9 protein-coding genes, 1 tRNA gene and 1 pseudogene are annotated in these 14,992 nt (G+C 68.5%); 3 read left to right on the top strand and 8 right to left on the bottom strand.

Annotation, left to right across the window (positions count from 1 at the left end; translation table 11 throughout):
• Positions 1–2: 2 nt before the first annotated feature.
• Positions 3–1,607, bottom strand: a complete 1,605-nt coding sequence (locus tag RMCN_RS23295) for an adenylate/guanylate cyclase domain-containing protein (protein WP_064416125.1) — start codon at positions 1,605–1,607, stop codon at positions 3–5.
• 88 nt (positions 1,608–1,695) lie between these two features.
• On the opposite strand from RMCN_RS23295, the gene RMCN_RS23290 reads away from it, so the two are divergent.
• Both RMCN_RS23290 and RMCN_RS23285 read left to right on the top strand, forming a co-directional pair.
• Positions 1,696–2,904, top strand: a complete 1,209-nt coding sequence (locus tag RMCN_RS23290) for a DNA polymerase III subunit delta' (RefSeq protein ID WP_067394140.1) — start codon at positions 1,696–1,698, stop codon at positions 2,902–2,904.
• 84 nt (positions 2,905–2,988) lie between these two features.
• Positions 2,989–3,064: transfer RNA gene (locus RMCN_RS23285), tRNA-Thr, on the top strand.
• On the opposite strand, the pseudogene RMCN_RS23280 reads toward RMCN_RS23285, so the two are convergent.
• The 7 genes and pseudogenes from RMCN_RS23280 to RMCN_RS23250 form a co-directional block, all read right to left on the bottom strand.
• Positions 3,052–3,805: pseudogene (locus tag RMCN_RS23280) on the bottom strand (alpha/beta fold hydrolase). The gene RMCN_RS23285 and the pseudogene RMCN_RS23280 overlap by 13 nt on opposite strands.
• Before the next feature lie 137 nt (positions 3,806–3,942).
• On the bottom strand, positions 3,943–4,314 hold the full coding sequence (locus RMCN_RS23275; protein WP_064347854.1) for a carboxymuconolactone decarboxylase family protein: 372 nt from the start codon (positions 4,312–4,314) through the stop codon (positions 3,943–3,945).
• A gap of 24 nt (positions 4,315–4,338) precedes the next feature.
• The gene (locus tag RMCN_RS23270; RefSeq protein ID WP_084377672.1) at positions 4,339–6,129 is read right to left on the bottom strand and encodes a hypothetical protein; all 1,791 of its coding nucleotides are present in this window, start codon (positions 6,127–6,129) and stop codon (positions 4,339–4,341) included.
• Positions 6,113–7,090, bottom strand: a complete 978-nt coding sequence (gene galE, locus RMCN_RS23265; RefSeq protein WP_064416123.1) for a UDP-glucose 4-epimerase GalE — start codon at positions 7,088–7,090, stop codon at positions 6,113–6,115. The genes RMCN_RS23270 and galE overlap by 17 nt, the downstream gene beginning before the upstream one ends.
• A gap of 64 nt (positions 7,091–7,154) precedes the next feature.
• Positions 7,155–8,450: a polysaccharide biosynthesis protein gene (locus RMCN_RS23260; RefSeq protein ID WP_067394138.1), complete on the bottom strand. Its 1,296-nt coding sequence runs from the start codon at positions 8,448–8,450 to the stop codon at positions 7,155–7,157.
• Complete coding sequence (locus RMCN_RS23255) at positions 8,447–9,778, bottom strand: M1 family metallopeptidase (protein ID WP_067394345.1); 1,332 nt, start codon at positions 9,776–9,778, stop codon at positions 8,447–8,449. The genes RMCN_RS23260 and RMCN_RS23255 overlap by 4 nt, the downstream gene beginning before the upstream one ends.
• The gene (locus RMCN_RS23250) at positions 9,775–13,680 is read right to left on the bottom strand and encodes a Pls/PosA family non-ribosomal peptide synthetase (protein WP_067394136.1); all 3,906 of its coding nucleotides are present in this window, start codon (positions 13,678–13,680) and stop codon (positions 9,775–9,777) included. The genes RMCN_RS23255 and RMCN_RS23250 overlap by 4 nt, the downstream gene beginning before the upstream one ends.
• 290 nt (positions 13,681–13,970) lie before the next feature.
• Here RMCN_RS23250 and RMCN_RS23245 point away from each other — a divergent pair, with 290 nt between their 5' ends.
• A complete protein-coding gene (locus RMCN_RS23245; protein ID WP_064415958.1) occupies positions 13,971–14,978 on the top strand; it encodes a TerC family protein in 1,008 nt (335 codons plus the stop codon).
• Positions 14,979–14,992 lie beyond the last annotated feature (14 nt).

Genomic DNA, 14,992 nt, shown 5'->3' with positions numbered 1-14,992 from the left:
GCTCAGCGTGATTCTTCGGACATCACCTGAGGCTGGCTGTCGGCCCGCTCGGGTGAGGCCAGCAGGTTCAGCGGGCGCGCCAACTGCGTCGGGGCGACGCGGCCCCGCAGTTCGACGATCTCGCCGACGTCCCAGCACAGCGCTTCGGCGTCCAGAGCCCCGCTGACCGCGATTGCCGAGGCCAGGACGTGGCCCTCCTCCAGCTTGGCCAGCTCGGTCAGCCGTGCCGCTTCGTTGACCGGGTCGCCGATCACGGTGTACTCGAAGCGGGCCTGGGCGCCGATGTGCCCGGCGATCGCCCGGCCTGCCGAAACGCCGATACCGAACTCCGTCTGGCCCAGCACCTCGATCAGCTCGTCGTGCAGTTCCCGCGAGGCCGCCAGCGCACCGCCGCACGCGTCGGGGTGCTCGATCGGTGCGCCGAAGATGGCCAGCGCCGCATCGCCCTGGAACTTGTTGACGAAGCCGCCGTGCCGGTTCACCGTGTCGACCACCACACGGAAGAAGTCGTTGAGCAGGTTGACGACCTCGGCGGCCGGGATGGTCGCGGCCAGTTGCGTCGAGCCCACCAGGTCGACGAACAGCACCGCGACGTCGCGTTCCTGCCCCCCGAGTTCGGTGCCGCGTTCCAGCGCGCGCCGGGCCACGTCCTCGCCGACGTAGCGGCCGAACAGGTCGCGCAGGCGCTGCCGTTCGGCCAGGTCGCGCACCATGTCGTTGAAGCCGGCCTGCAGCAGGCCCAGCTCGCTGGCGTCGTAGATCTGCATGTGGGCGTTGTAGTTGCCCCGCTGCACCTCGCCGAGCGCCCAGCGCAGCTGGCGCAGGGGGTCGGCGATCGACATCGCCACCAGCACGGTGCCCGCCAGGCCCACCACCAGCGCGGAGATCGACAGGATCAGGATCGGGGTGGTCAGCCGGTCGGCGGGAGCGGTGAGGATCTCGAACTTGCTGGCGACCACGGCCAGCACGATCGCGATGATCGGGACCGCGGTGGACAGCACCCACGTCATCACCTGACGCGCGATGACGCCCGGCGCGCGGAAGTTCTCCGGCACGCCGCCGCGCAGGGCGGCGACCGCGACCGGCCGCAGCACCCGTTCGGACTGCAGGTAGCCGATGATCGCGGTCGCGGTGGCGCCCAGCCCCGTGGCGACGGCCACCACCGGCGCCGACTTGCTGGCCACCGGCCAGCTCGCGACGATGAACACCACCGATCCCAGGATCCAGTTCGCGACGTTGATCACCGACCGGTAGAACGGCATCTTCAACGCGCGGGTGCGTGCCACCTCGGTGTCGGCCGGGTCCCGGTCGCCCAACAGCATGTCGCGGCGCTGCCAGCGCATGACCGGGATCAGCAGCCGCAGGCTCCAGTACGCCGCAATCGTGAACGACACGAACAAGAAGCCGAGGAAGACCGCCAGGTTGAAGGCGGGCAGATCCTGCAGCTGGATGCGGTCCTCGGGCGGCAGGCCGAATCTCAGGAAGCTCAGGACCAGCAGCGCGCCGATGATGTCGGCCTGCACCATGCCCAGCGTGAACACCGGCCACGGAGTGCGCGCGGCCCATCGGACGAATGCGCTGATTCGCCCGATCGGTCGTTCTGCCATGGCCACGCGTCAACCGTATCGGGCATCGGCGACGGGTACGGGTGCTGTGAGACGGACGTGTCGGTTCGCAGCACTACTGTTATCTCCGATGGGCGGTGTTTTCTCGCGTCTGGTGGGCCAGCACGCTGTTGAGGCCGAGTTGGTCGCCGCGGCGCGCGCCGCACGTGGTGACGCGGCTCATAGCGGTGCGGTCATCGGATCCATGACACATGCGTGGCTGATCACGGGCCCTCCGGGCTCGGGCCGGTCGGTGGCGGCGCTGTGCTTCGCCGCGGCGCTGCAGTGCACCTCCGACGGTGTGCCCGGGTGCGGTGAATGCCGGGCCTGCACGACGACGATGGCCGGCACCCACGCCGACGTGCGCCGGATCATCCCCGAGGGGCTGTCGATCGGCGTCGACGATATGCGCACGATCGTTCAGATCGCCTCGCGGCGGCCGGGCACCGGGCGCTGGCAGGTCGTGTTGATCGAGGATGCCGACCGGCTGACGGAGGGAGCCGCGAACGCCCTGCTCAAGGTGGTCGAGGAGCCGCCGCCGTCGACGGTTTTCCTGCTGTGCGCGCCCTCGGTGGATCCCGAGGACATCGCCATCACGCTGCGCTCGCGCTGCCGGCACGTGGCGTTGGTGACCCCGACCGTGGATGCAATCGCGGAGGTCCTGATGGACAGCGACGGGCTCCCGGAGGCCGATGCGCGGTGGGCGGCTTCGGTCAGCGGCGGCCATGTCGGGCGGGCCCGGCGGCTGGCCACCGACGAGTCGGCACGCGAGCGTCGAAAGCGGGCGTTGGGTCTGGCGCGGGACGCTGCGACGCCGTCGCGCGCCTACGCCGCCGCCGAGGAGTTGGTGAAGACGGCCGAAGACGAGGCTCTGGCGCTGACGGTGGATCGCAGCGAGGCCGAGACCGAGGAACTGCGCACCGCGCTCGGTGCGGGTGGCACCGGAAAAGGGACGGCCGGTTCGCTGCGCGGAGCGGCGGGCGCCTTGAGTGCCCTTGAGCGACGGCAGAAGTCGCGCAAGACCCGCGCGTCGCGTGATTCTTTGGACCGCGCGTTGATCGATCTGGCGACGTACTTCCGCGACGCGCTCCTGGTGGCGTCCGACGCGGGCGACGTTGCGCACAACCACCCCGATATGGCCGAGGAGATCGCCAGGCTTGCCGCGCATGCGCCGCCGGACAAGCTGTTGCGCTGCATCGAAGCCGTGCTGGAGTGCCGCGAGGCGCTGACCGTGAACGTCAAGCCGAAGTTCGCGGTCGACGCGATGGTCGCGACGGTCGGACGGGCGCTGCGCGACTGAGTTGGGTCGTCGGCGAGCCCTGCCGTAGACTCGTCCCGCCTGTCGCTGTCGTCTGCTCTTCGCGCAAGCGCTCATCGCGGGCACGCCACCTTAGCTCAGTCGGCAGAGCGGCTCACTCGTAATGAGCAGGTCAGGAGTTCGATTCTCCTAGGTGGCTCCAGCTCTGTCCTCACCGATCGCGCGGGTCAGGAAGTCGCGAACCAGCGGCACAACCTCATCGAGGTGCGTTTCCAGCAACCAGTGCCCGCCGTCGAGCAGGTGCAGGGGCGCGTCGGGCAGGTCGCGGTGGTAGGCCAGCGCCGACTCCTCGGGCATGTAGCCGTCATGCGGGCCCCACACGATCAGCGTCGGCGGTCGATGCGTGCGCAGATAAGCCTGCTCGTCAGCGAACCAGTCGAGCGTCGAGGGTTGGTCCTCGAGCAGATGAATCAGGTTGGCCAGCCGGGCCGGAGTGTTCATCAGCGACCAGTGCAGTGTCCACAGGTCGGGGCTGATGCGGTCGGCCACTTCGGGTGCGAGTTCGCCGCGGAACTCGCTTTCGAAGCCCGCGAGGGTCACGTGCTCGGCGATGCGGCGCCGGGATGAGGACCCGGGGTTGTCCCAAAGCTCGCGCAGGAACCCGTACTTCGGTCCGAACGCGTCGGCGTAGATGTCGCCGTTCTGGATGACGAGGCCCGCGACCCGCTCGGGTTCGGCGAGGGCGAGACGGAAACCGAACTGCGAGCCGTAGTCGTGCAGCCAGATGACGTAGCGCCGAAGCTCGAGTGTGTCGACGAAGGACCGCAGGAATGCGGCGTAGGCGTCGAGTGTAGCCGAAGTCATCGGGTGAAGGCGTTGAGCTGTAACCGAATCCGGGCAGGTCGGGTGCGACCAGGTGCCACCGGTCGCCCAGTGCGGCCATGAGATTGCGGTAGACGTATGACGATGCGGGGTAGCCGTGCGGCAACAGGACGACCGGCGCGTGGGGAGGTCCGGCTTGGCGGTAGAAGGTGTCGACACCGTCGACGTTGACGCGGTGGTGGGTGACCGGTGCGATGCTCACGTCGGCTGCAACACCTCCTTGGCGACTTTCATTGCCGAGTTGGCGGCGGGGAAGCCGGTGTAACCGGTGCAGTGGTAGATGACCTCGGCGATCTCGTCGTCGGTGAGGCCGTTGGTGCGCGCGATCTGGACGTGAATGCGCAACTCGTCTTCGGCGCGCAGCGCGATCAGGATGCCGAGCGTCAGCAGGCTGCGGTCGCGACGGCTCAGGCCGTCCCGGGTCCACAGCCGCCCGAACACGTTGTCCATGGCCAGGCCGAGCATCTCGCCGCCGAAGGAGTCGGTGGGCAGTTCGACGTCCCCGTCGGGAAGGACACCGGGAAGCAGTTCGCGGAAGACTTGGAGGCCTTGTTCACGGATGTCTGTCATCCCGACAGCCTGGCACGCCGACCGCTACTTCGGTGCCAGGAATCCGACGGGGCCCGACGCGATGCACACCGACAACGCGGCCGTGTTCGCGCGGACGTCGATCGCGTCGCCCGCACCGGGTAGCCGGACGAACACCTGGTTCAGGCCCGGTCGCACCGGCACCTTGACCTCGTGCCCCTCCGACAGCGACATCGTCATCGAGCCGTCGCTGTTGGCCAGGTAGTTGATCTCCGCCGTCCAGTCCGCGGGCAGCAGCGGACCGTCCAACGGCATACGAGCAGGAGCTTCCGGCTGCACCAGGTATCCGCAGTCCGGGTGCGGGCCGGGCGCGATGGTTCGCACCCAGGTGACCTTCGCGTCGACCACGCGACCGGCGTGGTCGAGCATGCGTAATTCGGGTGTGGCGACGGAGAATTCGGGACGCTCGCGCACCAACGCGAACATGTGGCTGGCCCGGTTCTCGGGTCCGACCACCCGTTGCAGGACCATCGGGTCGACCTCCTGGTCGAGCATTGGGGCATCCGATTTCCGGCTCGCGTCGGCCAAACCCGACAACGCGTTCTGCAGATAGGCCTGTGCCGGGTTGTCGCGCCACACCGTCAGGAACGTGGCCGTCGAGTACACGCTGCTCACCACGAATGCCGCTGTGAGCGAACAGATCACCACTGTTCGGGGCCGCGACGCATCCAACCACTGCGTCCCCTCGCGGTTCGGGGCGCACAGCCCGACGGCAGCCAACAGCGCCAGCACGATGGCGAGGTCGGGCAGGTAACGCAGCGTCTGCGCCAACTCCAGGGCCGTGAACTGCGATGAGCGCATGAGGTAGATCGGGATCTGGCAGGCGATCGCATACCCCGCGGCAACCAACCACACCGCGGCGATCCGCCGCTTGCGCACCACCGTCACCGCGACCGCCGCGGCCAGGCCCACCCAGCCCAGCACCATCACCATCATGGGCGGGGTGGCCCACGGCGACGCCGGCGCCCACCGTTGCCAGTCCCACGGGCCGCCCACCAATCCCGGCACGATCCCGTGCGTCACCGACCTCGCGAGCAGGTCCCACGTCATCGCCAGGTCGAGACTCCACCGCTTCTGGTCGACCACGATCAGGTACACGCCGACCCATCCCACCGTGACCGCCAGCGACGGCACCCACAAACGGACTCCGTTACGCCACACCGCTTTCACCGACCCCGCGCCGGTCACATAGAACAGCAGAGCGGTCACCGCGAACGCGACGAACGGAATGACGGCCGCCTTCTCGAAGAACAGCAGACCACCGATGTAGACCAGCAGAGCCGTCACCGCGTAGCGCCTGTCACCGGTGCGCACCAGAAGGATCGCGTCGCCGCAGACCCATGCCAGCGCCGCCAGCATCGGCAACGAGTTCAGCGCCGCCGCCCACCAGGCGAAGCCCGGCACGGTCAGCGGTGTGAACAACGCGAATATCAACGGCAGCAACAGGACTGGCCGCCACCCGAGGATGATGTGTAGTGTCCGCAGCAGGGCAAGCGACACCAGCAGCTGCAATACGACCAGGCTGATCGCCGGCCCGATCCAGTTCAGCGGCGCCAACAGCGTGATGCCGCCGGCGACGAGGAACGCGGCCGGCATGACGTGGCCGTCGTGGTCGTCGAACAGGTATGCCGGCGAGAGCAGCGGTTGGGTACCCGCGCGGCCGATCAGGATCAGGTCGTCCCAGTAGAAGTAGCCGCCGAATGCCAGCACCGCCCGGATCGCCAACTGCACGACGATCAGGACGGCGGCGGTGCGCGCGACCCAGTTGCCCGGCGCGAAGTTACCGCGGATAGGCATCCCCTGCTTGCCGGCGAGCGATCCACGCCGAGCGCACCATCTCCTCCAGCGAATGTCGCATCCGCCAGTCGAGGTCGCGCGCGGCCAAGTCACCCGATGCGACGATGCGGGCGGGGTCACCGGGCCGGCGGGGGCCGACAACCGGCTCGAAATCGAAACCGGTCACATCGCGGATCGTCGTCATGATCTCCCGCACCGAGGTGCCGCTACCGCTGCCAAGGTTGTAGACGGGCTCGATCGGGTCACCGGCTTGAAGCCGTCGCGCGGCTGCGACATGCGCGAGTGCGAGGTCCGTTACGTGGACGTAGTCGCGCACGCAGGTGCCGTCGGCAGTGGGATAATCGGCGCCGTTGATGCGCGGCGTCTCGTCGCGGCACAGCGTGTCGAAGACCAGGGGGAAGAGGTTGTGGGGGCTGACGTCGAAGAGATCCGCTGAACCCGATCCGACGACATTGAAGTAGCGCAGGCTGGTATGCCGCAACCCGGATGCGCGTGCGGCATCGCGAATCATCCACTCGCCCACCAATTTACTGACACCGTACGGGGATTCCGGCGAAGTGGGCGTCTGCTCCGTGACGGTGTCGACGTCCGGGGTGCCGTACGTGGCTGCGCTGGAGGAGAACACCATCTTGTCGGCGCCTGCGGCCTCCATCGCCTTGAGAAGCGTGACCATCGCCGAGACGTTCTGCTCGTAGGTGTGAAGCGGACGTTGCACCGAGACACCGGCGTACTTGAACCCTGCGATGTGGATGACGCCGCTTACGCGATGTTCCTCGAGCGTGCGGGAGACGAGTTCACCGTCGAGCAGGGTGCCGCGCACCAACGGAACCGTCGGCGGGACGAACCGCTCGAGGCCGGTCGAGAGGTCGTCGATCACCACCACCGGCATGTCGGCGTCCGACAGTGCGCGCACCACATGTGACCCGATGTATCCCGCGCCGCCGGTCACCAGCCAAGTCATTCGCTTTTCCTCACCGTAGAACGGGGCCAGCATACGGATCGGCGGGTCGGGCGCCGAACCGGTGTCACGTCGCATGCTTGCGCGACAGCGCCAACAGGTGCACGGCGATACCCACCACCGGACCGCACACCAGCGCGACCACGGTGCGCGTCTCCAAATCGAGCGGTAACAGCAGCAGCAACGTCGACGCGACGGTCGCCGAGACCCAGCCCAGCGAATACGCGCGGTGCAGCGCCGCCGCCACCGCCGCGGCACCGGTGAGCGTGAGCAGTGACACCGCGATCGCACCGGCCGTCAACCAGGCCAGCAGTGCGCCCTCGGCACGGTATTCGGCGCCGAATGCGCTGCGCAGCAGCCACGGTCCGGCCGTCCACGCCGCGAGCACACCGAGCAGTCCCACACCGGTGACGATCACCGCGGGGCCGACGAGAGCACGCAACCGGTGCGTGCGCTGGTCGACGAAGTGGGCCACCAGGTTGCCCTGCATCGACGTCAGCGGAACCAGTAGTGGGGCCCGCGTCAGCGTGACGGCCAGGATCACGATGCCGCCCACCGCGCCGAGATCGTCGGAGGTCGCCTGCAGCAGTACCGGAAACCCCATGACCAGGACGGCGGACGCACCCGCCGCGGTGATCGAATGCGATGCGCCCCGCAGGAACTCCGCGGTGCTCACGGGGGTGGACAGACCCGCGGCCCGCCGGGTGGCGGGCGAGACGATCAGCATGATCAGCCACGCCACCGCACCGGCCACCGTGGCCCACAGATAGCCGGCCAGGCCCCAGCCGACCAGGAATGTCACGGTGGCCACCAGCAGCCGCAGGCCTGCGTCGGTCACCATCTGCGATCCGTACGCCGTCCATCTGTCCAGTCCGGCCGAGATACCGAGCAGCGTTGAGTGCAAGCAGAATCCGGCGAGCCCGGCGGCCAACAGCGCCACCGAAAGCCATCGGGACTCCACGAACACGTGCTCGGACCACAGCGGAGAACTGAGCGCGATCGCGGCGGCCGAGACCACCCCCACGAGAGCGCCCACTAACATCGGGCGGCTACGCGGGCCCTCCCGTACTTCGAGGTGCAGCGTCACCCCGAGATGCGCCGCGGACCGCACCTCCCTGGTGGCCTCCTGCAACAGCCCGCCGGTCGCCCCCGACACGAGGCCGAACGCTCCCCAGAACACCGCGAACAACGAGAATCCGGCGGGCTCGAGGTCGCGGGCGGCCAGGTAGAGCACCGCGTAACCGCACACCGCGATCGCGGCGGTGGCCACACCGACCCGGCCGACGCTGCTGCGCGCGGCAGGACCGGCCGGTGCTGCGGCGCTCGCGGTGACCGGATCGAAGGGGGCGCCCGCGTCGGTCACGGTGCGTCCAATTCGGGTAACTGGGGGGAGTACAGCCAGGTGTCCCACAGCGGGCGCAGCGATTCGTCGGCGTAATGCGATGCCAGGCCGGTGAAATCGTCGGTCACGACGGTGCTGTGCCGGTAGCGCGCGGTCCAGTCCCGCAGCAGCGCAAAGAAGTTGTCGTCCCCCAGGTGCCGGCGCAGCACGTGCAACGTCATCGCCCCACGCTTGTACACCCGGTCGTCGAACATGTCGCGTGGGCCGGGGTCGGCCAGTACGAGGTCTCGTGGCGAGTTCGCGAGCCGCTGGTAGTAGTGTCGCGCCCACTGTTCGGCGCTGCGGCCGCCGGAGTTCTCCGACCACAGCCACTCGGCGTAGCAGGCGAACCCCTCGTGCAGCCAGATGTGGCGCCACCGCTTGGCGGTCACCGAGTTACCGAACCACTGGTGCGCGAGTTCGTGCGCGATCAACCGCTCGGACCCGCCCTTGCCGTCGCAGTGGTTGGCGCCGAAGATCGAAATGCCCTGTGCCTCCAGCGGTATCTCGAGATCATCGTCGGTGACCAGGACGGTGTACCCCTCGCTGAGCGGATAGTCGCCGAACAACCTGACGAACAGCTTCATCATCTGCGGTTGATGAGCGAAGTCGTGTTCGAAGTTCTCCCGCAACCGGTCCGGAAGCACCGCGTGGATCGCCACCCCGTTCTTGGCCAGCCGATGACGTTCGTACATTCCGATCTGTAGCGTGACCAGATAGGTCGAGGTCGGCTCGGGCAACTCGTAGGTCCATGTCGTCATCCCGGCCCGCGCTCGCCGAGACACCAACTCGCCGTTCGCGATCACCCGGTACGGGCTCTCGGCGGTGATCTGCAGACGGAAGCTCGCCTTCGCGCTCGGGTGATCGTCGCAGGGAAACCAGGACTGCGCACCGTTCGGCTGGCCCGCGACCAGAGCGCCGTCGCTGAGTTCCTCGAAACCGACATCGCCCCACAGCGTGCGGATCGGCTTGGGGGCGCCGCCGTAGCGCACGACGATCGTCATCGCCGCACCGGGGGCCAGCGCATCGCGCAACGCGATGTGAAGCTTGCCTCCAGACGTGCGGAACTGTTGTGGCCGTGCGCCGTTGACGGACACCTTCGTCACCGACAGCGTGTCGGCGAGGTCGAGCGTGAAGGTGCGTAACGCCGCCAGCGTCACCGCGGTGATGGTCGCCGTCCCCGTGAGCCGATTGATCGCGACCTTGTACTCGACGTCGAGTTCGTATCGCGACACCCGGTAACCGAAGTTGCCGCTCGACGGCAGGTACGGGTCGATGACCGGTGTCGACTTCTTCTTGCTTCTCGTCACGCGGCGGTTTCTCTGGTCGAGGGTGCCGACGTGCCTGCGCGCTTCTTGCGCGGCGCGTGCCACGGCGCGATCGGGTTGCCCTGCCAGCGGGTCGATGCGGGCACCTCGTCGCCGCGCATGACCAGCGAGGCCGGGCCGACGGTCGCTCCCGCGCCGATGCGGGCCGCGGGCAGCGCGACGCTGTGCGCACCCAACGTCGAACCGCGCTCCAGCACAACGGTGTCCATCCGCATGATCCTGTCGTGGAACAGATGCGTCTGCACCACACACCCACGGTTGACGGTGGCACCCTCGCCGAGGGTCACCAGGTCGGCCTCGGGCAACCAGTACGTTTCGCACCAGACGCCGCGCCCGATCTCGGCGCCCAACGCCCGCAACCACAAGTTCATCACCGGCGTGCCGCCGGCCGCACGGGCGAACCACGGGGCGGCGACGGTCTCGACGAAGGTGTCGTAGACCTCGTTGCGCCAGACGAACGGTGACCACAGCGGATGCTCACCGGGCTCGATGCGGCCGACCACAAGCCATTTCGCGATCACAGCGGCTGCACCGGCAACGACTCCGGCTACCAACAGCACCGCTCCGGCGCTCAGCGCGGCCCACCCCCAGCCGGCTTGCACGGCCAACCATTGCAGGGTGAGCAGCACCGCCACCCCGATACCGAACGTCACGATCAGCGGTACGATCCGACACGTCTCGACCAGAGCGCGCAGCAGCTTCAACCGCGCAGACGGGTGGAAGGTGCGCAGCGCGTCCGCGGCGGTCGGCTTGCGGCGCAACCGGACCGGCGGGCTGCCCAGCCACGACGAACCGGCCTTGGCCTTGTGCGGCGCCGCCGACAGCACCGCCACCAGGCCGTCGTCGGGAACCTTGCGGCCCGGCTGGGTGATACCGGAGTTGCCGAGGAACGCCCTCTTGCCGATCGTCGCCTTCGCGACATGGATCCAGCCGCCGCCCAATTCGTAGGACGCCACCATCGTGTCGTCGGCCAGGAAGGCGCCGTCCTCGACGACGGTGAACTTGGGTGTGAACAGTGCTGTCGAGATCTCGGTTCCGCGACCGACTTTCGCGCCCAGCGCTCGCAGCCACACCGGTGTGAGCAGGCTCGCATACACCGGGAACAGATAGGTGCGCACGGCGTCCATCAGCCGTTCGGTGGCCCAGATCTGCCATCCCGTACGGCTGCGCACCGGGTGATACCCCTCGCGTAACCCCAGCGAGAGCAGACGCACCCCGACCACAGTCAACGCCGCGTACATCAGCGCGGCGACCAATGTCGCCGCCGGAGTCCACAACGCCGCGGGCGCGATCGCGGCCGTCACCGAATCCGTATGGCGCACACCGTAACCGATCACGGCGAGCCCGGCCGCGATCGCGAGCAACGGCAACCCTGCCAGAACGATCGAGGTGACGCCGTAGACGGCTACCCACAGCGGCGCCCGGGGCGGGCGGTGCTCGGGCCAGGGGTGACGGGCCTTGCCGGACTTCACCGCGGGTGAGCCCTTCCAGAACTGACCGTTCTTCACCTTGCCGACGACACCGGAACCGGGCGCCACATCGGCGTTCTTGCCGACGACGGCGCCGGGCAGCAGGGTTGTCCGGGCGCCGATCGTGGCGTCGTTGCCGACGGTGATCGGCCCGACGTGGAAGAGGTCGCCGTCGACCCAGTGGCCGGACAGGTCGACCTCGGGTTCGACCGAGCTGCGGTGGCCGAGCTTGAGCATGCCGGTCACCGGTGGGGTCGAGTGCAGATCCACGCCCTTGCCGACCTTGTTGCCCAGTGCGCGGGCGTAGTACACCAACCACGGTGCGCCCGCGAGGTTTTCGGCGCCACCTGCCTCGGCGAGACGTTCTGCCAGCCACACCCTCAGGTGCTCCGGCCCGCCTCGCCGGTAGGTGCCCGGCGCCAACCCGTCCAGGAGAAGCCGGGCGCACAGCGCCGCGATACCCATCCGGCCCAACGGCGTGACGAACAGGACGAAGCCCACGCCGACCCACCACCAGTTCAGCGGTGCGGTCCACGGGACGAACCCGGCCAGCACGTTGTTGGCCAACGCCAGCCAGACCACCCACTGCAGCCCGGTCAACGTGGCCAGCGGCAGCGACAACGCCACCTGCGCGGCCTGCGCCAGGCGCGACGTCGGCCTCACCGTGCGCGGACGTACCTGCGGCGGCGGATCGAGCTCGTCGAGGAAACCCGCGAGCGACCCGAGCCGTGGGTGGTCGTACAGGTCGGCGACGGTCACCTGCGGGTGGCGCCGCCGCAAGGCGGCAACCAGTTGCGCCGCCGACAACGAGCCCCCGCCGAGTGCGAAGAAGTCGGCTTCTGGCCCGTCCACCGGCGCGGCCAGCACATCGCGCCACAGACCGGCGAGCCAACCCATCGTCCCGGAGAGCCCGGCCCCGTCGCCGTCACCGACGTCCACCGGCCACGGCAGCGCGTCGCGGTCGACCTTGCCGGAGGTGCGGGTCGGGAGTTCGTCGACCAGGACCAGCCGCGGCACCAGCGCCGCGGGCAACGTCTCGGCCAGCGACACCCGCGCCTTGGCCAGATCGAACGTCGGGTCAGCACTCGCTATGTAGCCGACCAGAAGGGGCGTGCCCCCGGCGGTGCGGCGGACCGCGGCCGCGCCGCCGCTCACCCCAGGAAGATTGACCAGCGCGGTGTCGACCTCGCCGAGTTCGATGCGCCGCCCGCCGACCTTGACCTGATCGTCGGCGCGGCCCACGAAGTAGAGCCCGTCGGGCTCCAGCCGCACCAGGTCCCCGCTGCGGTAGGCGCGCTTCCAGCCGAGCGTCGGCATCGCCGCGTACTTCTCGGAATCCTTGTCGGGGTCGAGGTAGCGGGCCAGTCCCACGCCGCCGATCACCAGCTCGCCCACCGCGCCGTACGGCACCGGTTCGCCTTCGGCGTCGACGACGGCCAGGTCCCACCCGGCCAGCGGCAGCCCGATGCTTACCGGGTCACCTCCCGACAACCGGGCGGCGCACGCCACCACCGTCGCCTCGGTGGGCCCGTAGGTGTTCCACACCTCCCGGCCGTCGACGGCGAGCCGGTCGGCCAACTCCGGCGGGCACGCCTCGCCCCCGAAGATCAGCAGCCGCACCGCCTCGAGCGCCTCGGCGGGCCACAACGCGGCCAGCGTCGGCACGGTCGAGACCACCGTGATGTCGCGTGCCACCAGCCACGGCCCCAGGTCCATACCGCTGCGCACCATCGACCGCGGAGCAGGTACCAGGCAGGCGCCGTGGCGCCAGGCCAGCCACATCTCTTCACACGACGCGTCGAACGCCACCGACAGCCCTGCCAGCACCCGGTCACCGGGCCCGATCGGGTTGTCCTGCAGGAACAACTGTGCCTCCGCGTCGACGAACGCGGCCGCGCTGCGGTGGGTGACCGCGACGCCCTTGGGTGTGCCGGTGGAGCCGGACGTGAAGATGATCCACGCGTCGTCCCGGCCCAGCGGCGCCGCGGCCCGCCACCCCCGGGAGGACCCCGGCCCGCGCGACAGCCCGGCTCCGGTGATGACCGCCACGACGTTGGCTTCGGCGAACACCAGCTCGGCCCGCTCCTCGGGATCGTCGGCGTCCACGGGAACATAGGCGGCGCCGGTGGCCAAAACGGCGAGGATCGCGACGTAGAGCGCGTAACTCCCCGACGGCATCCGGATGCCGATCCGGTCGCCGCGGCCGATGCCACGCGCGGCCAGCCACCGCACGCTGTCCTCGATGTCGGTGATCAGTTCGGCATACGTCAGCTGGACGTCGCCGTCATCGATCGCGGGCGCCTCCGGGTAGCGCCCGGCGGTCTCGTAGAGGATGTCGATGAGCGTGCGCGGCTCCGGCGCGAGCGGGGACAACAGATATTCAGGTGGGATCTCCTGCCGCAACTCCCCAGTCACGGCTACAAAGCTACTCAGCCGAAGCCCGGTGCCGCCCGAGCCGCACGCGGCGTCGCGATCACGATTTTGAACACCGCGCGCCGAGCTTCGAAAAGGCCGCGGCGGGAGGTTTGAATTCCCCGGCTTCCGGTCATTCGCCAGTACCTGGCAGAATCGCCTGCGGAGGGGAGTATTCCTTCGCCGCGGTGTCGTCATCACGTCGGCCGTCATCGGACGACCGGTGCTGCGGGCCGACACGAGCAATCGTGGCGGTGGAAGAGACCTCCGGCGTTTTGACGACCGGAGGTTCAGTGAACGTTTCCACCCTCGAATGGGTCATCACGCTCAGCGTGACGATCGCCATCCTGCTGTTCGACGTCGTCGTGATCGGCCGGCGGCCGCACGAACCGTCGAAGCGGGAGACCGGGACCGCGCTGACCATCTACGTGAGCCTGGCCATCGCATTCGGGATCTGGACCTGGTTCTTCCACGGCAGCCAGTACGGCGTCGAGTTCTTCGCGGGCTGGCTGACCGAGTACAGCCTGTCGGTGGACAACCTGTTCGTCTTTCTGATCATCATGGCCAGCTTCAACGTGCCCAGGAAGTACCAGCAGCAGGCGCTTCTCGTCGGCATCATCCTGGCGCTGATCTTCCGCGGCATCTTCATCGCGCTCGGCGCCGTGGCCATCAACCAGTTCTCGTGGGTGTTCTACATCTTCGCCGCGTTCCTCATCTACACGGCGATCAACCTCGCCCGCGACACCGACCACGAGGACGACGGCGACAACATCGTGGTCAGATTCGCCCGCAACCACCTGAGCATGACCGACACGTGGGACGGCCTGAAACTGTGGGTGAAGGAGAACGGCAAGCGGTTGATGACGCCGATGTTCCTCGTCATCGTCGCGCTCGGCACCACGGACCTGATCTTCGCGCTGGACTCGATTCCCGCCATCTACGGACTCACCCAGGAGCCGTATCTGGTCTTCACCGCCAACGTGTTCGCGTTGATGGGCTTGCGTCAGCTCTACTTCCTGCTGGGTGATCTGCTCAAACGGCTGGTGTACCTGTCGCAGGGCCTGGCGTTCATCCTGGGCTTCATCGGCGTCAAGCTGCTGCTGCACGCGTTGCACGAGAACGAGTTGCCGTTCATCAACGGCGGTGAGCACGTGCCGGTGCCCGAGATCCCGACCCTGTTGTCGTTGGGCGTGATCATCGTGACGCTGCTCATCACCACCGCGGCCAGCCTGTACAAGACTCGGGTGCACGACGTGAAGAACGCGGCCGGCGAGAACTCGAAATCGTTGGATTCGCGCTGAGCGCAACGCTCGAT

It is taken from the genome of Mycolicibacterium novocastrense (assembly GCF_001570485.1).
GTDB classification, from domain to species: Bacteria; Actinomycetota; Actinomycetes; order Mycobacteriales; family Mycobacteriaceae; genus Mycobacterium; species Mycobacterium novocastrense.
Note: the sequence above shows the minus strand (reverse complement) of the source record. Positions and strands in the feature narration are given on the sequence as shown.

What these genes read in the sequence shown, in the direction of transcription:
- RMCN_RS23295 (WP_064416125.1), bottom strand. Translation starts at nt 1,607, where the DNA reads ATGGCAGAACGACCGATCGGGCGAATCAGCGCATTCGTCCGATGGGCC.
- RMCN_RS23290 (WP_067394140.1), top strand. Translation starts at nt 1,696, where the DNA reads ATGGGCGGTGTTTTCTCGCGTCTGGTGGGCCAGCACGCTGTTGAGGCC.
- RMCN_RS23275 (WP_064347854.1), bottom strand. Translation starts at nt 4,314, where the DNA reads ATGACAGACATCCGTGAACAAGGCCTCCAAGTCTTCCGCGAACTGCTT.
- RMCN_RS23270 (WP_084377672.1), bottom strand. Translation starts at nt 6,129, where the DNA reads ATGCCTATCCGCGGTAACTTCGCGCCGGGCAACTGGGTCGCGCGCACC.
- galE (WP_064416123.1), bottom strand. Translation starts at nt 7,090, where the DNA reads ATGACTTGGCTGGTGACCGGCGGCGCGGGATACATCGGGTCACATGTG.